Annotated in this window: 12 protein-coding genes; 7 read left to right on the top strand and 5 right to left on the bottom strand. The window is 66.9% G+C overall.

Annotated features, from left to right (window positions below):
* Positions 1–27: 27 nt before the first annotated feature.
* From LPB260_RS01090 to LPB260_RS01110, 5 genes are all read right to left on the bottom strand, one after another.
* Positions 28–1,635, bottom strand: coding sequence for a carboxyl transferase domain-containing protein (locus LPB260_RS01090; RefSeq protein ID WP_208706816.1), 1,608 nt, complete (start codon positions 1,633–1,635; stop codon positions 28–30).
* An 83-nt stretch (positions 1,636–1,718) separates the two neighbouring features.
* Positions 1,719–2,882 (bottom strand): isovaleryl-CoA dehydrogenase, encoded by a 1,164-nt coding sequence (locus tag LPB260_RS01095; protein WP_208706817.1) that lies wholly within the window; start codon positions 2,880–2,882, stop codon positions 1,719–1,721.
* Positions 2,883–2,911: 29 nt separating this feature from the next.
* Positions 2,912–3,310, bottom strand: coding sequence for a MerR family DNA-binding transcriptional regulator (locus tag LPB260_RS01100; RefSeq protein WP_208706818.1), 399 nt, complete (start codon positions 3,308–3,310; stop codon positions 2,912–2,914).
* Between the two features lie 275 nt (positions 3,311–3,585).
* On the bottom strand, positions 3,586–5,301 hold the full coding sequence (locus tag LPB260_RS01105; protein ID WP_218281495.1) for a S8 family peptidase: 1,716 nt from the start codon (positions 5,299–5,301) through the stop codon (positions 3,586–3,588).
* Between the two features lie 517 nt (positions 5,302–5,818).
* Complete coding sequence (locus LPB260_RS01110) at positions 5,819–7,450, bottom strand: S8 family peptidase (protein ID WP_218281496.1); 1,632 nt, start codon at positions 7,448–7,450, stop codon at positions 5,819–5,821.
* 650 nt (positions 7,451–8,100) lie between these two features.
* Here LPB260_RS01110 and LPB260_RS01115 point away from each other — a divergent pair.
* The 7 genes from LPB260_RS01115 to LPB260_RS01145 all read left to right on the top strand — a co-directional run bounded on the left by LPB260_RS01115 (position 8,101) and on the right by LPB260_RS01145 (position 17,154).
* The gene (locus tag LPB260_RS01115) at positions 8,101–9,780 is read left to right on the top strand and encodes an AMP-binding protein (RefSeq protein WP_208706820.1); all 1,680 of its coding nucleotides are present in this window, start codon (positions 8,101–8,103) and stop codon (positions 9,778–9,780) included.
* Between the two features lie 22 nt (positions 9,781–9,802).
* On the top strand, positions 9,803–10,837 hold the full coding sequence (locus tag LPB260_RS01120; RefSeq protein WP_208706821.1) for an AraC family transcriptional regulator: 1,035 nt from the start codon (positions 9,803–9,805) through the stop codon (positions 10,835–10,837).
* Positions 10,838–10,949: 112 nt separating this feature from the next.
* Positions 10,950–12,599, top strand: coding sequence for an acyl-CoA synthetase (locus LPB260_RS01125; RefSeq protein WP_208706822.1), 1,650 nt, complete (start codon positions 10,950–10,952; stop codon positions 12,597–12,599).
* 16 nt (positions 12,600–12,615) lie between these two features.
* Positions 12,616–13,383 (top strand): 3-hydroxyacyl-CoA dehydrogenase, encoded by a 768-nt coding sequence (locus tag LPB260_RS01130; RefSeq protein WP_208706823.1) that lies wholly within the window; start codon positions 12,616–12,618, stop codon positions 13,381–13,383.
* 70 nt (positions 13,384–13,453) lie between these two features.
* Positions 13,454–14,647 (top strand): acetyl-CoA C-acyltransferase, encoded by a 1,194-nt coding sequence (locus tag LPB260_RS01135; protein ID WP_208706824.1) that lies wholly within the window; start codon positions 13,454–13,456, stop codon positions 14,645–14,647.
* A 14-nt stretch (positions 14,648–14,661) separates the two neighbouring features.
* Complete coding sequence (locus LPB260_RS01140) at positions 14,662–15,789, top strand: acyl-CoA dehydrogenase family protein (protein WP_208706825.1); 1,128 nt, start codon at positions 14,662–14,664, stop codon at positions 15,787–15,789.
* Positions 15,790–16,068: 279 nt separating this feature from the next.
* Complete coding sequence (locus tag LPB260_RS01145; protein ID WP_208709993.1) at positions 16,069–17,154, top strand: gluconokinase, GntK/IdnK-type; 1,086 nt, start codon at positions 16,069–16,071, stop codon at positions 17,152–17,154.
* Positions 17,155–17,176 lie beyond the last annotated feature (22 nt).

The raw sequence follows: 17,176 nt of genomic DNA on the forward strand, positions 1-17,176 counted from the left end.
GTTGATCACTGGTGCGCACGGCGCACCCTACATACGAAACACGCCGAACTGGCTCGGCTCGATCGGCGCGTTGAGCGCGGCGGACAACGCCAGGCCGAGCACCTCGCGGGTCTGCGCCGGGTCGATGACGCCGTCGTCCCACAGCCGCGCGCTGGAGTAGTAGGGGTGGCCCTGGCGCTCGTACTGCTCGAGGATCGGCTGCTTGAGCTTGGCCTCGTCCTCGGCGGAGAAGGCGTGGCCGGCGCGCGCTGCCTGTTCGTGCTTGACCTGCACCAGCACGCCGGCGGCCTGTTCGGCGCCCATCACGCCGATTCGCGCATTCGGCCACATCCACAGGAAGCGCGGGTCGTAGGCGCGCCCGCACATGCCGTAGTTACCGGCGCCGAAGCTGCCGCCGATGATCACGGTGAACTTCGGCACCTTGGCGCAGGCCACCGCGTTGACCAGCTTGGCGCCATGTTTCGCAATCCCTCCCGCTTCATATTTCTGCCCGACCATAAAACCGGTGATGTTCTGCAGGAACAGCAGGGGAATGCCGCGCTGGCAGGCCAACTCGATGAAATGCGCGCCTTTTTGCGCCGATTCGGCGAACAAAATCCCATTGTTGGCGAGGATCGCCACCGGGTAGCCGTGCAGGTGGGCGAAGCCGCAGACCAGGGTGGCGCCGAACAGCGCCTTGAACTCGTCGAACAGCGAGCCGTCGACCAGCCGCGCGATCACCTCGCGCACGTCGAAGGGCTGCTTGGCGTCCGCCGGAATGATTCCGTACAGCTCCTCGGCGTCGTACAGCGGGGCGATCGGCTCGCGGTTGTTGAGCACGCCCTGCTTGCGCCAGTTGAGGTTGGCGATGCTGCGCCGGGCCAGGGCCAGGGCGTGCTCGTCGTTGTCGGCATAGTGGTCGGCCACACCGCTGGTCTTGCAGTGCACGTCGGCGCCGCCGAGGTCCTCGGCGCTGACCACCTCGCCGGTGGCGGCCTTCACCAACGGCGGGCCGGCGAGGAAGATGGTGGCCTGGTTGCGCACCATGATGGCCTCGTCGGCCATGGCCGGCACGTAGGCGCCGCCGGCGGTGCAGGAGCCCATGACCACGGCGATCTGCGGGATGCCCATGGCGGACATGTTGGCCTGGTTGAAGAAGATCCGCCCGAAGTGCTCGCGGTCGGGGAACACCTCGTCCTGACGCGGCAGGTTGGCGCCGCCGGAGTCCACCAGGTAGATGCAGGGCAGGCGGTTCTGCTGGGCGATGGCCTGGGCGCGCAGGTGCTTCTTCACGGTCAGCGGGTAGTAGCTGCCGCCCTTCACCGTGGCGTCGTTGGCCACGATCATGCACTCGACGCCTTCGACCCGGCCGATGCCGGCGATCACGCCGGCGGCCGGCACGTCCTCGCCGTACACCTCGTGGGCGGCCAGTTGGCCGATCTCGAGGAAGGGCGAACCGAGGTCGAGCAGGCGGTTGATGCGCTCGCGCGGCAGCAACTTGCCGCGCGAGGTATGGCGGTGCTGGGCCTTCTCGCCGCCGCCTTCGTGGATGCGCGCCAGCAGGCTGCGCAGGGCGCTCACCTGCTCGAGCATCGCCGCGCTGTTGGCGGCGAACTCCGGTGAACGGGTATTGATCTGGCTATGCAGGATGGTCATGTGCGCTTCCTGTAGGGTGCGCCGTGCGCACCGTTGCCCTGGTTGCGGTGCGCGCGGCCTCGCGGCCGCGCACACCCTACGGGTCACTTGGTCTCGTTGAACAGCTCGCGGCCGATCAGCATGCGGCGGATCTCGCTGGTGCCGGCGCCGATCTCGTAGAGCTTGGCGTCGCGCAGCAGGCGGCCGGTGGGGAACTCGTTGATGTAGCCGTTGCCGCCGAGGATCTGGATCGCCTCCAGGGCCATCTGGGTGGCGCGCTCGGCGCTGTAGAGGATCACCCCGGCGGCATCCTTGCGGGTGGTCTCGCCGCGGTCGCAGGCCTGGGCCACGGCATAGAGGTAGGCGCGGCTGGCGTTGAGCTGGGTGTACATGTCGGCGACCTTGCCCTGGATCAGCTGGAACTCGCCGATGCTCTGGCCGAACTGCTTGCGGTCGTGGATATAGGGCACCACCACGTCCAGGCAGGCCTGCATGATGCCGATCGGACCGCCGGCCAGGACCACGCGCTCGTAGTCCAGGCCGCTCATCAGCACCTTCACGCCGCCATTCTCCACGCCGAGGATGTTCTCCTCCGGCACCTCGACGTCATCGAAGAACAGCTCGCAGGTGTTGGAGCCGCGCATGCCCAGCTTGTCGAACTTGTTGCCGCGGGAAAAACCCTTCCAGTCGCGCTCGACGATGAAGGCGGTGATGCCGTGGGCGCCCTTGTCCAGGTCGGTCTTGGCGTAGATCACGTAGGTGTTGGCGTCCGGACCGTTGGTGATCCAGGTCTTGCTGCCGTTGAGCACGAAGCGGTCACCACGGCGCTCGGCGCGCAGTTTCATCGACACCACGTCGGAACCGGCGTTGGGTTCGCTCATGGCCAGGGCGCCGACGTGCTCGCCGCTGATCAGCTTGGGCAGGTATTTCGCCTTCTGCTCGGCGCTGCCATTGCGGTTGATCTGGTTGACGCACAGGTTGGAGTGGGCGCCGTAGGACAGGCCGACCGAGGCCGAGGCGCGGCTGATCTCCTCGATTGCCACCACGTGAGCCAGGTACCCCAGCCCCGCGCCACCGTACTCCTCGGACACGGTGACGCCGAGCAGGCCCATGTCACCGAACTTCTTCCACATGTCCGCGGGGAACAGGTTGTCGCTGTCGATGGCGGCGGCGCGCGGCGCCAGTTCGGCGGCGACGAAGGCCTGGACCTGCTCGCGCAGCATGTCGATGGTTTCGCCGAGGGCGAAGTTGAGGGACGGATAGCTCATGGTTCCACCTGTAATTGTTAGCTTTAAGTTCAGGAGTTAACGCTTTGTTTTTTATCTGTTTCAGCCAGCGCGATAAGACAGCGCTCCTCGGCTGTATCCAATTCCAGCTGCATTTGTTGAATATCCAGCAGCTGCTGCTGCAGCTGGGCACGGCGCTCGGCGATCTTGTCCATGAAGGTCTCCAGCTGCTTGCGATTGCCGTGGCTCGGGTCGTACAGCTCGATCAGTTCCTTGCACTCGGCCAGGGAGAAACCGATGCGCTTGCCACGCAGGATCAGCTTGAGGGTGACCTTGTCCTTGGCACTGTAGATGCGCTCCTGGCCACGCCGCTCGGGGCTGAGCATGCCTTGCTCCTCGTAGAAGCGAATGGCGCGGGTGGTGATGTCCAGCTCGCGGGCCAGGTCGGAGATGCTGTAGGGCGCTGCCATGACGGGGTCTCGGTGTTTTACCTTTACGTTAACGTAAAGCTGGCGGCGAATTTAGTCAACGGCGAGATCGACGAAAGACCGTCTTTGTTCTGCGCACGCTTGCAGTGGGGAGAAATGGCGGCGGATCGAGCCGGTGCCGGCGCGCGGCTGGCCGGCTGCGCTCACCACACGGGGCAGTCAAGCGCCGCCGAGAGGAGATAGACAAAACCAGGGCAAAGGCCCTGGTTCTGGCCGAGGTCCGTCCAGCATATGCGACGGAGAAATGCGCGGTTGTATCAGTAACTCGCCTTCAGGCTGACGCCGGAGTAGCTCGCGGAGCCGCTCACCACCACGTAGTAAGTGCCGGCCTGCGGGTTATTGAACGTGCAGCTTTCGTTGTTGTTGCTGCGCCGTGGGCGGCAGTCGTAGCTGGTTGCGGTCGGTTCGGCGCCGAATCGCACGTAGAGGTCGGCATTGCCGGAACCGCCGTACATGGAAACCAGCAGACGACTGACCCCGGCCGGTACCGTGATGCGGTAGCTCTTCATCGAGCGCCTGCTGCCCGACAAGCCCGTGATCGGCGTGCCGTTGAACAGGGTGTCCTGGTTGACGACAGGTGGGCCGGCCTGCCTATCAAGGGCCGCCCGCGCATCCACCAGTCCACTGCCGCAGCCTTCGGCGCAGGCGACCGGCAATGCCCGGGCGCTACTCTTGAGGTTGCTTTCCACCTGCGCCGGCAACTGCGGTGACGCCGCTTGCATCAGCGCGACCACCCCGGCGACATGGGGCGCGGCCATGGAGGTGCCGCTGTAGTACGCATAAGAGGCGCTGCCCGGCGTGGTGGTGCCGCTATTGAGGGTGGAGAGGATGCTCGAGCCGGGGGCGGCGATATCCACCACCGCACCGTAGTTGGAGAAGCTCGCCCGTGCTCCGCTGCGGGTGGTCGCGGCCACGGTGATGACGTTGTTGCAGTTGGCGGGGGTAAAGTTGGCCGCATCCAGATTGCTGTTGCCTGCCGCCACCACCACCGTGGTGCCGCGGCCGACCGCGCTGTTGATGGCGTTCTGCGTGGTCAGGCTGCAGCTGCCTGTGCCGCCGAGGCTCATGTTGATGACCTGGGCCGGGGTGCTGGTGATAGGAATGCCGCTGACGCTGCCGCCGGAGGCCCAGATGATGCCGTCGGCGATATCCGAGGTGTAGCCACCGCAGGTGCCGAGCACCCGTACCGGCATGATCTTGGCGTTATAGGCCACACCGGCTACGCCTTCCGTGTTGTTGGTGAGGGCCGCTACCGTGCCGGCGACGTGGGTGCCATGCCAGCTGGAGTTGCGCGGAGTACCGCACTGGCCGCTGGTCCAGTCGCCCGGATCGCTGGGGTCGGCATCCCGGCCGTTGCCGTCGTTGGCGACAGCGGGGTCGGCGATCATGTCGTAGCCGGCGACCAGGTTACCGATCAGGTCCGGGTGACCGGTGATACCGGTGTCCAGCACGGCGACCACCGCGCCACTGCCGGTGGAGCGATCCCAGGCGGTCGGCAGGTTGATGCCGCCGGTGGGCTCGTAATAGTGCCACTGCTCGTTGTAGCGCGAATCGTTCGGGGTGAAGACCGGCTGCAGCAGCGCATCCACTTCGACGTATTCGACGTTGGGGTTGGCTGCCAGCTCCTGCAGCAGTGCGGCGGCCTCCGCGCGAGCGAGCTTGCGCGCCGACCTGATGACATCGGCACCAACCGCGGTGCGCCGCACATGGGCGACAGTCACGCCGCGCCGCTGACCGGCCTGACTCAGCGCCTGGGCGCGCAGGCTGCTGTTGGCCAGTTCGCTGCTGCCGCTGCGGTACTTGACGATGAAACGGTCGTAGCTCTTGCCTTCCTTGAGCATGCTGGTGTTGATGCGCGCGCCGCCAGTATCCGGCGCGGAGTAGGCCATGGGCGCGGCGATGGCCAGCGCGCAGGCGACTGCCAGCGCATGGGCACGCAGCGGCCGATTGGTACGAGTATGAGTAGAAGACACGTTTGCAACCCCCGATGATATGGGAACCGGGCCGCCAAGCACGGCCCAGCTAAAGGGAACTACTGCAGAGTGCTTCCAGCGCTTGCAGGCCTGCCCGGCTCGCGGTTGGGCGATACCGGACGCTGGCGAAATCCAGGGTCCAGCTCCTTGCTGGCGGACTGCTCGTCCTTGTGCGGGCATGACGGTTTCCGGCCGTCACGATCCTTCCACCTCCGGTCCTGCGCCCATCATCAGGGCGCGGCCGCTCGGCGCCGTCTACTCGACCGGGTGTGTGCCCGGACAAGCAATCGCGGATGCGGCGAACTATGGAAGTGCTCGGGCTATCGGCATAGCGGCGGATATCTGGACTGCGATTGCCTTCACATTGCGACGAACGGCCGCTGACCAACGGTATCGGCGCGTGGCGGGCCCATGCGAACCGCCGTTGGCACATGAACAAGCGGGAGCTGGCAGGCGGCCGGACGTGCTGAAAAAAGCCCCCGCGCTGGGCGGGGGCAAAGCTCGCCGTCGAAGGGGACTAGTAGCGGGCCACCAGGCTGGCACCGGAGTAGCTGGTGTAGCCGCGCACCATCACGTGGTAGGTGCCCGCCTGCGGGTTGCTGAAGCTGCAGGCCTCGTTATTGCCGTCGAGGTAGGGGCGGCAGTCGTAGCTGCTGGTGGTAGGGGCCGAACCGAAGCGCACATAGAGATCGGCATCGCCACTGCCGCCGGACAGGGTGAAGCTCAGGCTGCTGACGCCGGCCGGTACCGTGATGCTGTAGGTCTTGCTGGACCCCTTGCTGCCGGACAGACCGCTGATCGGCTGGCCATTGAATAGGCTGTCCTGGTTGACCGGCGGGCTGCCGAGTTGGACATCGACCGCGGCGCGGGCATCGACGATGCCCGTGCCGCAACCTTCGCTGCAGGTGCCGGGCAATGGTCGGGTGCTGCTCTTCAGATTGCTTTCCACCTGCGCCGGGGTCTTCGGCGTAGCCGCCTGCATCAGGGCGACCACCCCGGCGACGTGTGGCGCGGCCATGGACGTGCCGTTGTAGGCGGCATAGCTGGCGCTGCCCGGTGTGGTGGAGCCGCTGTTGAGGGTGGAGAGGATGCCCGAGCCCGGGGCGGCGACATCGACCACCGAGCCGTAGTTGGAAAAGCTCGACCTGGAGCCGCTGCGGGTGGTGGCCGCAACCGTGATGACGTTGTTGCAGTTGGCCGGATTGAAGTTGGCGGCATTGGCGTTGCTGTTGCCCGCCGCCACCACCACCGTGCTGCCGCGGCCGACCGCGCTGTTGATGGCGTTCTGCGTGGTCATGCTGCAACTGCCGCTGCCACCCAGGCTCATGTTGATCACCTTGGCCGGGGTGCTGGTCGTCGGTACACCGCTGACGCTGCCACCGGAGGCCCAGACGATGCCATCGGCGATGTCCGAGGTGTAGCCTCCGCAGGTGCCGAGCACCCGCACCGGCATGATCTTGGCGTTGTACGCCACCCCGGCCACCCCCAGGCCGTTGTTGGTGACCGCGGCCACGGTGCCGGCCACGTGGGTGCCGTGCCAGCTGGAATCGCTGGGCGTACCGCATTGGCCGGTGGTCCAGTCGCCCGGATCGCTCGGGTCGGCATCGCGGCCGTTGCCGTCGTTGGCGACCGTGGTATCGGAGATCATGTCGTAGCCGGCGATCACGTTGGCGTTGAGGTCAGGGTGATTGGTGATGCCGGTGTCCAGCACCGCGACCACCACGCCACTGCCGGTGGAGCGGTCCCAGGCGGTGGGAGCGTTGATCCCGGCGGTGGCCTCGAAGTAGTGCCATTGCTCGTTGTAGCGCGAGTCGTTCGGGGTCAGGACCGGCTTGAGCAGGGCATCGACCTCGACGTACTCGACGTTGGGGTTGGCGGCGATCTGCTGCATCAGGGCTTCGGCGCCGGCGCGGTCGAGCTTGCGCGCCGACTTGATCACGTCGGCGCCGACCGCGGTGCGCCGCAGGTGGCCGACGCCCAGGCCCTGCAGCATGCCGGCCTCGTTAAGCGCCTGGGTCCGCATGCTGCTGCTGGCCAGCTCGCTGCTGCCGCTGCGGTACTTGACGATGAAGCGGTCGTAGCTCTGGCCGTCCTTGAGCATGCTGGTGTTGATACGGGCAGCGCCGGTATCCGGTGCGGCGACGGCCATGGGTGCTGCCATCACCAGTGCGCAAGCGGTAGCCAGCGCATGATTGCGAAATGCACGGGTAGTGCGAGTGCGGATAGGAGTCACGTTTGCATATCCCCTGTAGTGAGGTGGGTAACGCGGCCGCGGATTACGACCGTGTTGGTTCCTGACCAAATAGGGATGTTCTGCAGCGTGCTTGTGGCGCCTGCAGAGTCCGGTTCGGCTCCTGCCGTGACCAGACTCTCGCGAATGCGAGGGCTCTCGCCCTCGTCTGCGGACTGCACATCCCTGTGTACGCCCGAGGTTTGTTGTCGCCTCGTGGTCCTTTCACTTCCTGGTGTTGCTGGTGTTGCCATACTCAGTTGCCTGGTACCACCAGACCCGCGTCGATTGTCTTGTCCAACTGGCTTGGAAAGGCGCGCGATGCAGGCTTGAAGCACTATGGTCCCAGTTGCGCTGATCAGCATAGCCCCGATTCATTGGAGTGCTAGCGTGGTCACGCTCTGGTTGCGTAAGCGTCAGAGTAGTGGTCGCTCTTCATGCGGCATTCGACAAAAAGATTATGGACAGGCAGCAGTGGCTTGCTTACGTTAACGTCAACGTAAATTTGCGGCGACGACAAAACCGTCTGCGGCTAGCCAGAATCCATGACAACTACAAGAAGGGAAGCTATGAACCATCTCAGCTACACCCGCGGCCCCCAGGACAAGCCGCTGCTGACCATGACCATAGGCCAGGCCTTCGATGCCACGGTGGCGCGCTTCGCCGAGAGCGAAGCCCTGGTAGTGCGTCACCAGCGCCTGCGTTACAGCTGGGCCGAGTTGGCCGAGCAGGTCGAATGCTGCGCCAGTGCCCTGCTGGCACTGGGCGTGCAGCAGGGCGAACGAGTGGGTATCTGGGCGCCCAACTGCGCCGAGTGGTGCATCACCCAGTTCGCCACGGCCAAGGTCGGGGCGGTTCTGGTCAACATCAACCCAGCCTACCGCGGCAGCGAGCTGGAGTACGCCCTGAAGCAGTCCGGTTGCGCCTGGCTGATCTGCGCCGACGCCTTCAAGACCTCCGACTACCACGCCATGCTGGTGGCGCTGCTACCGGAACTGGCCAGCAGCCAGCCGGGTACCCTGCGCAGCGCAAGGCTGCCGCGGCTGCGCGGGGTGATCAGCCTGGCGCGCCAGGCGCCGGCGGGTTTCCTCTGCTGGCATGAGCTGGCGGGCCTGGCCGCGGAGGTCGCCCCAGAACAGCTGGCCGAGCGCCAGGCGCTGCTGCAGTTCGATGAGCCGATCAATATCCAGTACACCTCCGGCACCACCGGCTCGCCCAAGGGCGCGACCCTGAGCCACTACAACATCCTCAACAACGGCTACATGGTCGGCGAGAGTCTGGGCCTGAGTGAACGGGACCGCCTGGTGATCCCGGTGCCGCTGTATCACTGTTTCGGCATGGTGATGGGCAACCTCGGCTGCCTGACCCATGGCAGCACCATGATCTACCCGGCGCCGAGCTTCGAGCCCGAGGCCACCCTGCTGGCGGTGGCCGAGGAACGTGCCACCATCCTGTACGGGGTGCCGACCATGTTCATCGCCGCGCTGGATCATCCACGCCGCGCGGAGTTCGACCTGTCCAGCCTGCGTAGCGGGATCATGGCCGGCGCCACCTGCCCGATCGAGGTGATGCGCCGGGTGATCGACGATCTGCACATGGGCGAGGTGCAGATCGCCTACGGCATGACCGAGACCAGCCCGGTGTCGCTGCAGACCGCCGCCGACGACGAGCTGGAGCTGCGGGTGACCAGCGTCGGCCGCACCCAGCCGCAGCTGGAGAGCAAGATAGTCGACGCCGAGGGGCGCATCCTGCCCCGGGGCGAGACCGGCGAGCTGTGCACCCGCGGCTACAGCGTGATGCTTGGCTATTGGGACAACCCCCAGGCTACGGCCGAGGCCATAGATCCGGGGCGCTGGATGCACAGCGGCGATCTGGCAGTGATGGACGAGCAGGGCTACGTGCGAATCGTCGGGCGCAGCAAGGACATGATCATTCGCGGCGGCGAAAACATCTATCCGCGAGAGGTCGAGGAGTTCCTCTTCAGCCATCCGGCGGTGGCGGACGTGCAGGTGATCGGTGTGCCGGACGAGAAGTACGGCGAGGAGATCGCCGCCTGGGTCCAGCTGCACCCCGGCCATGTCTGCGATGCGGAGGCCCTGCGGGCCTACTGCAAGGCCAATATCGCCCACTTCAAAGTGCCGCGCTATTTCAAGTTCGTCGATGCCTTCCCCATGACGGTGACCGGAAAGGTGCAGAAGTTCCGCATGCGCGAGCAGATGCTGGCGGAACTGGGGCAGGCGGCGCCCTGATGCGGCAGGGCGCGGGGGCAGCATGACCGACGCAACGGTCGAGAAGGGCACCATCTCCGTCAGGCTGGTGGGTGAGGCCCTGCGCGAATGGCAGGCGCGGGGCCTGGACGCCGGTGGTTTGCTGGTCGGGGCCGGCATCGCGGCAGAACTGCTCGGCAAGGGTAACGCGCGGGTGCCCGCCCAGGCTTATGCACGGCTGTGGCGGGCGCTGGCACAGGCGATGGATGACGAGTTCTTCGGCATGAACCCGCGGCGGATGAAGGTCGGTAGTTTCGCTTTCATGGCCAAGGCAGCGTTGCGCGAGCCGACCCTCGGAACGGCCCTGGACAGCGCCCTGGCCTTCCTGCGGTTGGTCTTAGAGGGTTTTGCCCCGCGTCTGGAACGCCAGGGCGGAATGGCGGCCATCGTCATCGAGGAGGCGCCGGGGCAGGGCAGCCGGGCCTTCGCCTGTTTCACCCTGTGGATGATCGTGCATGGCCTGGCCTGCTGGCTGGCCGGAAGGCGCATCCCGATCCTGGCGGCCGAGCTGCGTTGTTCGGCGCCGGACTATATCGGCGACTACCGGGTGATGTTCACCACTAACCTGCGCTTCGGTCGGCCCCACAGCCGCCTGCTGTTCAACGCCGAATGCCTGGCGCAACCGGTGCGCCGCAGCGAGCGCGAGCTCAGGCGTTTCCTCGCCGGGGCGCCGGCCAATATCCTGGTGCGCTACCGTGACCCGCAGAGTCACGGCGCGCGAATCAAGGCCTACCTGCGCGACCTCAAGGCCGAACGCTGGCCGGATTTCGAGGCATTGTCCGCCCATTTCTACATGGCGCCCTCGACCCTGAGGCGCAAGCTGGCACTAGAGGGCCAGTCCTACCAGGGGCTCAAGGACCATGTACGCCGTGACCTGGCCATCGCCCGCCTGGACGGCGGCGCCGGCAACTTTGCCGAGCTGGCTTTCGAGCTCGGGTTCGCCGATGCCAGTGCCTTCTACAAGGCGTTCAAGAAATGGACCGGCACCACACCGGGGCAGTATCGCGCGCTGATGCACCCGGAGGCGCCCTCGGCCTGAGCCGGGTTGTCCAAACCGCTCAGTCAGGTTGACGCCTGTCGACATTGCCGCCAGGGCGCGCGCCTCCGACTATTGGCGGTACTCCAAAGAACAACAACCGGGAGTTACCCCGATGCGCGATTACCTGACCGCCGCCCGCGAGTTCGATTATCCGACTGCCGTAGCCACGACCCTCTCGGGGTCGCTGGATGCACTCAATGCCTGCGTCGAATGCTGTGACCGGCATGCCGTGCCCGGGCGCATCGCCCTGTTCTGGGAGGGCCGCGAGGGTGACAGCGCGCGCTACAGTTTCTGCGAATTGAAAGAGCAAGCCGCGCGCTTCGCCAACTTCCTCCAGGCCCAAGGCGTGCGCCCCGGCGACTGCGTGGCCGGGTTGTTGCCGCGTACCGTCGAGCTGCTGATCACGGTGCTCGGTACCTGGCGCCTGGGCGCGGTGTATCAGCCGTTGTTCACCGCCTTCGGGCCCAAGGCCATCGAACACCGGGTGCAGAGTTCCGGCGCCAGACTGGTGGTGACCGACGCGGCCAACCGCGCCAAGCTCGATGAGGTGCAGGGCGTGCCAATGATCGTCACGGTCGCCGGCGCTCGGGATCAGGACATCCAGAGCGGCGAGTTCAGCTTCTGGGAGGAGCTGGAGCGCCATTCGAGCGAATTCGAACCGGTCATGCGCAGCGCCGAAGACCCCTTCCTGATGATGTTCACCTCCGGCACCACCGGCCTGGCCAAGCCCGTGCCGGTGCCGCTCAAGGCGATCCTGGCGTTCGTCGGCTATCTGCGCGACGCCGTGGACCTGCGCGAGGACGATGCGTTCTGGAACCTGGCCGATCCGGGCTGGGCCTATGGCCTGTACTACGCGGTGACCGGCCCCTTGGCCATGGGCCACGCCACGACCTTCTACGAAGGTTCGTTCAGCGTGGAGAGCACCTGCCGGATCATCCGCAAGTACGGCATCACCAATCTGGCAGGCTCACCCACAGCCTATCGCCTGCTGCTGGCGGCCAAGGAACAGGTCGAAGCGCAACTCAAGGGCCGCCTGCGTGCGGTAAGCAGCGCAGGCGAGCCCTTGACCCCGGAGGTGATCCGCTGGTTCGAAGGCGGCCTGGGCACCACCATCCATGACCACTACGGCCAGACCGAACTGGGCATGGTGCTGTGCAACCATCATGCACTGGCCCACCCGGTGCGCGTCGGCGCCGCCGGCTTCGCCATACCCGGCCATCGGGTGGTGGTGCTGGACGAGCAGCAGCGCGAACTGCCGGCAGGGCAGCCCGGCATCCTCGCCGTCGACCGGCCGCGCTCGCCACTGTTCTGGTTTCCGGGTTACCAGGGCCTGCCGACCAAGGCCTTCGTCGGCGACTACTACCTGAGCGGCGACACCGTGGAGCTGAACGAGGACGGTAGCATCAGTTTCGTCGGCCGTAGCGATGACGTGATCACCACCTCCGGCTACCGGGTCGGCCCCTTCGATGTGGAGAGCGCGCTGATCGAGCACCCGGCGGTGATCGAGGCTGCCGTGATCGGCAAGCCGGACCCGGAACGCACCGAGCTGGTCAAGGCCTTCGTCGTGCTGCACGGCCAGTACCGCGCCGAGGCTGCACTGGCCGAAGAACTGCAGCAGCATGTGCGCAGACGCCTGTCGGCCCATGCCTACCCCCGTGAGGTGGCGTTCGTCGACGAACTGCCGAAGACCCCCAGCGGCAAGATCCAGCGCTTTCTCCTGCGCAACCAGGAGATCGCCAAGGCCCAGGCGGCCGCCCATTGAATAAGGAGTCGAAAGCATGCGTATCGAAGACCGAGTGTTTCTGCTGACTGGCGCCAGCTCCGGGCTGGGCCTGGCCACCGCCCGTGAGCTGGTGGCCCAGGGCGGCAAGGTCGTCCTCGCCGACATCAACGCTGAGGCCGGCGCGGCGCGGGCCGAGGAACTGGGCGGCAATGCCCGCTTCGTGCCGACCGATATCACCCGCGAGGACGACGGCCGTCGCGCAGTGGCCGCCGCCGTCGAGGCCTTCGGTGGCCTGCACGGGCTGGTCAACTGCGCCGGCATCGCCCCGGCGGAGAAGGTCCTGGGACGCAACGGCGCCCACGGCCTGGAGAGCTTCAATCGGGTCATTCAGGTCAACCTGGTCGGCAGTTTCAACATGCTGCGCCTGGCCGCCGAGGCCATGGCCCGGGGCGAGGTGAACGAGGAGGGCGAGCGCGGGGTGATCGTCAACACCGCCTCGGTGGCCGCCTTCGACGGGCAGATGGGCCAGGCCGCCTATGCCGCCTCCAAGGGCGGGGTGGCGGCCATGACGCTGCCGGCGGCGCGGGATCTGGCGCGCTCGGGGATCCGCGTGATGTGCATCGCCCCGGGCATCTTCGAGACGCCGATGATGGCCGGCATGCCCCAGGAGGTGCGCGACTCCCTGGCCGCCAACGTGCCGTTCCCGCCACGCCTGGGCCGCCCGGACGAGTACGCCGCGCTGGTGTGTCACATCATCGAGAACTCCATGCTCAACGGCGAGGTCATCCGCCTGGATGGCGCCCTGCGCATGGCGGCCAAGTAACGTTGTCAAAAGAATGGGCAGCGCGGATCCCATCCGGGCCGCCCGGAATCGGCTTAAGAGGTACAGCGACATGAACAGGCAATCCGATCCGGTGGTAATCGTCAGCGCCGCGCGCACGCCAATGGGCGGCTTTCTCGGCGAGCTCAAGGAGGTCAGCGCCGCCGAGCTGGGCGCCGCGGCGATCTGCGCCAGCCTGGAACGCGCCGGGCTGGCGGCCGATGCCGTGCAGGAAGTGATCATGGGCTGCGTGCTGCAGGCCGGCCAGGGCCAGGCGCCGGCGCGCCAGGCGGCCCTCGGTGCGGGCCTGGACCAGGGCACGCCGTGCTCGACGGTGAACAAGATGTGCGGTTCGGGCATGAAGGCGGCGATGCTCGGCCATGACCTGTTGCTGGCCGGCAGTGCCGAAGTGGTGGTCGTCGGCGGCATGGAGAGCATGTCGAACGCCCCCTACCTGCTGGAGCGGGCGCGCGGCGGCTACCGCATGGGCCACGGCCGGGTGCTCGACCACATGTTCCTCGATGGCCTGGAGGACGCCTACGACAAGGGCCGCCTGATGGGCACCTTCGCCGAGGACTGCGCCGAGGCCTACGGCTTCAGCCGCGAGCAGCAGGATGCCTTCGCCATCGCCTCGCTGACCCGCGCGCAGAAGGCCATGAGCGAAGGGCGCTTCAAGGACGAGATTGTCGCAGTGGAGGCCAGGGTAGGGCGCGAACTGCGCAGCATCGTCAGCGACGAGCAGCCGCCCAAGGCTCGCCCGGACAAGATCCCCAGCCTCAAGCCGGCCTTCCGCGAGGGCGGCACGGTGACGGCGGCCAACGCCAGCTCGATCTCCGATGGCGCCGCGGCGCTGCTGCTGATGCGCCTGTCCGAGGCGCAGAAACGCGGCCTCACGCCGCTGGCGGCGATCCGTGGCCACGCCAGCTTCGCCCATGCGCCCAAGCTGTTCGCCACCGCCCCGGTCGGCGCCCTGCAGCGCCTGATGAACCGCACCGGCTGGACGCTGGCCGAAGTCGACCTGTTCGAGATCAACGAGGCCTTCGCCGTGGTGCCGATGGCGGCCATGCACGACCTGGACATTCCCCACGACAAGCTCAATGTGCATGGCGGCGCCTGCGCCCTCGGCCACCCGATTGGCGCCTCCGGGGCGCGGGTGCTGGTGACCCTGCTCAACGCCCTGCGCCAGCACGACCTCAAGCGCGGCGTCGCCTCGCTGTGCATCGGCGGTGGCGAGGCCACGGCCATGGCCATCGAACTGCTGAACTGAACCGGGAGAGCCCCATGATTCCTGCTGAACAAGAGCTGCTGATCCGCGACATGGCCCGCCAGTTCGCCCAGGAGCGGCTCAAGCCGTTCGCCGCCGAATGGGATCGGGAGCACCGTTTCCCGGCCGAGGCCCTGAAGGAAATGGGCGAGCTGGGCTTCATGGGCATGCTGGTCCCGGAGGAGTGGGGCGGTGCCCAGACCGGCCATCTGGCCTACGCCATGGCCCTGGAGGAAATCGCCGCCGGCGACGGTGCCTGCTCGACCATCATGAGCGTGCACAACTCGGTGGGCTGCATGCCGATCCTCAAATTCGGCAGCGAGGCGCAGAAGCAGCGCTTCCTCCGGCCCCTGGCCGAAGGCAGGATGCTCGGCGCCTTCGCCCTCACCGAGCCCCAGGCCGGCTCCGACGCCAGCAGCCTGAAGACCCGCGCCCGGCGCGACGGCGACCACTACGTGCTCAATGGCAGCAAGCAGTTCATCACCTCCGGCAGCCATGCCGGCATGGTCATCGTGTTTGCCGTGACCGATCCGCAAGCGGGCAAGAAGGGCATCAGCGCCTTTATCGTGCCCACCGACACCCCCGGCTACTCGGTGGTGCGGGTCGAAGAGAAGCTCGGCCAGCACGCCTCGGACACCTGCCAGATCCAGTTCGACGACCTGCGCATTCCCGTCAGCCTGCGCCTGGGCGAGGAGGGCGAGGGCTACCGCATCGCCCTGTCCAACCTCGAGGGCGGGCGCATCGGCATCGCGTCCCAGGCCGTGGGCATGGCCCGCGCGGCCTTCGAGGCCGCGCGCGACTATGCCCACGAACGCGAGGCCTTCGGCAAGCCGATCATCGAACACCAGGCGGTGGCCTTTCGCCTGGCCGACATGGCCACCGAGATCGCCGTGGCACGGCAGATGGTCCACCACGCAGCCAGCCTGCGCGAGGCCGGCCTGGCCTGCCTGAACGAGGCCTCGATGGCCAAGCTGTTCGCCTCGGAGATGGCCGAGCGGGTCTGCTCGGCAGCCATCCAGACCCTCGGCGGCTACGGCTACCTCAAGGACTTCCCGGTCGAGCGCATCTACCGCGACGTGCGCGTGTGCCAGATCTACGAAGGCACCAGCGACGTCCAGCGCCTGGTCATCGCGCGCAGCCTCTGAGGCTTCGCTTAGGGCGCGCGCTGACAGGGCTGGTGCGCATAGCGCACCCTACGATGAGCCGGACTCACTCCGGTCCGGCGCTCCCTCCTGCTTGGCCAGAGTAGGGTGCGCCGCGCGCACCTGGGCGATATCAGGTCAAAATCAAGGTTGTCGAACGATCCTGATAGCGCTAACATCCGGCCAAACAAAACGACGCCACACCGATGGCGCCCCGGAGAATCCATGACTACTTGCCTCCCTGCCCATGGCCTCGTGCCGGCTGACCGCACCCTGGTGGTGATGGGCGTCAGCGGTTCGGGCAAGAGCGACATCAGCCAGGCCGTCGCCACCGCACTTGGCTGGCGGCACATCGAGGCCGATCGCTTCCACCCCCGCGAAAACGTCGAGCGCATGAGCGCCGGCATCCCCCTGAGCGACGCCGACCGGGTGCACTGGCTGGACGCGCTGATCGCCGAGATGCAGGCCGCCCAGGCCGCTGGCGAGGGCTTCGTGCTGGCCTGCTCGGCGCTCAAGCTCAGCTACCGTGAGCGCCTGCGCGCCGCCGTACCGGGCCTGCGTTTCGCCCACCTGCATATCGATCACACCACCGCCCTGCAGCGCGTGGGGGGGCGTCCCGGTCACTTCATGCCGACCTCCCTGGTCGACAGCCAGTTCGCCACCCTGGAAGCGCCGGACGGCGAGCCAGGTGTGTTGACCGTCGACGGCACCCAGAGCCGCGCCGACGTGGTTGAGCAGGTATGCACCTGGGTGCGCCAAAGCTCCACGGAGGCGGAAATGGCCGAACGGGTGGACCTTTCCGCGCAGGAATTTGATAGCGCTATCAATGGCGGCGGCGTACACCTGACGGGCACGCCGATCTACCGGGGTGGCCTGGCGCGCCTGTTCGACCGCCTGACCGATGGCCTGATGGCCGTGTTGATGGGCTTCATGGTGCTGGTGGTGTTCAGCAACGTGGTGCTGCGCTATGCCTTCGACTCCGGCTGGTCCGGCGCCGAGGAGTTGTCGCGCCTGGCCTTCGTCTGGCTGGTGTTCGTCGGAGTGGCCTCGAGCATGCGCCGCGGCGAGCTGATGAGCTTTTCCATGATTCGCGACCGCTTTCCCAAGGCCGCGCGATTGCTGGTCGACTCGGCCAGCTGGCTGCTGGTGGCCGCCGCCAGCGCCCTGGCGAGCTGGGGCGCCTGGCAGCAGTTGCAGTTCGGCTGGAGCATCAACAGCCCGGTGGTCGGCTACCCCCTGGCCCTGGCGATGCTGCCGGTGCTGGCCTGCATGGCGGTATTGACGCTGCTGGCCCTGGTGCAGCTGGTCAACCTCTGGCGCAGCCCCGATGAAGCGGCCTCCTCGCTGGCCAATGTGACGGTCGACTGAGCCGGCCATGAGCCACGAATCT

The sequence above is a fragment of the Pseudomonas sp. LPB0260 genome, assembly GCF_013388395.1.

Bases quoted from the DNA above. Each gene is read 5' to 3' on its own strand.
- LPB260_RS01090 (WP_208706816.1), bottom strand. From the start codon at position 1,635: ATGACCATCCTGCATAGCCAGATCAATACCCGTTCACCGGAGTTCGCC.
- LPB260_RS01095 (WP_208706817.1), bottom strand. From the start codon at position 2,882: ATGAGCTATCCGTCCCTCAACTTCGCCCTCGGCGAAACCATCGACATG.
- LPB260_RS01100 (WP_208706818.1), bottom strand. From the start codon at position 3,310: ATGGCAGCGCCCTACAGCATCTCCGACCTGGCCCGCGAGCTGGACATC.
- LPB260_RS01110 (WP_218281496.1), bottom strand. From the start codon at position 7,450: ATGGCCGTCGCCGCACCGGATACCGGCGCTGCCCGTATCAACACCAGC.
- LPB260_RS01115 (WP_208706820.1), top strand. From the start codon at position 8,101: ATGAACCATCTCAGCTACACCCGCGGCCCCCAGGACAAGCCGCTGCTG.
- LPB260_RS01120 (WP_208706821.1), top strand. From the start codon at position 9,803: ATGACCGACGCAACGGTCGAGAAGGGCACCATCTCCGTCAGGCTGGTG.
- LPB260_RS01125 (WP_208706822.1), top strand. From the start codon at position 10,950: ATGCGCGATTACCTGACCGCCGCCCGCGAGTTCGATTATCCGACTGCC.
- LPB260_RS01130 (WP_208706823.1), top strand. From the start codon at position 12,616: ATGCGTATCGAAGACCGAGTGTTTCTGCTGACTGGCGCCAGCTCCGGG.
- LPB260_RS01135 (WP_208706824.1), top strand. From the start codon at position 13,454: ATGAACAGGCAATCCGATCCGGTGGTAATCGTCAGCGCCGCGCGCACG.
- LPB260_RS01140 (WP_208706825.1), top strand. From the start codon at position 14,662: ATGATTCCTGCTGAACAAGAGCTGCTGATCCGCGACATGGCCCGCCAG.
- LPB260_RS01145 (WP_208709993.1), top strand. From the start codon at position 16,069: ATGGGCGTCAGCGGTTCGGGCAAGAGCGACATCAGCCAGGCCGTCGCC.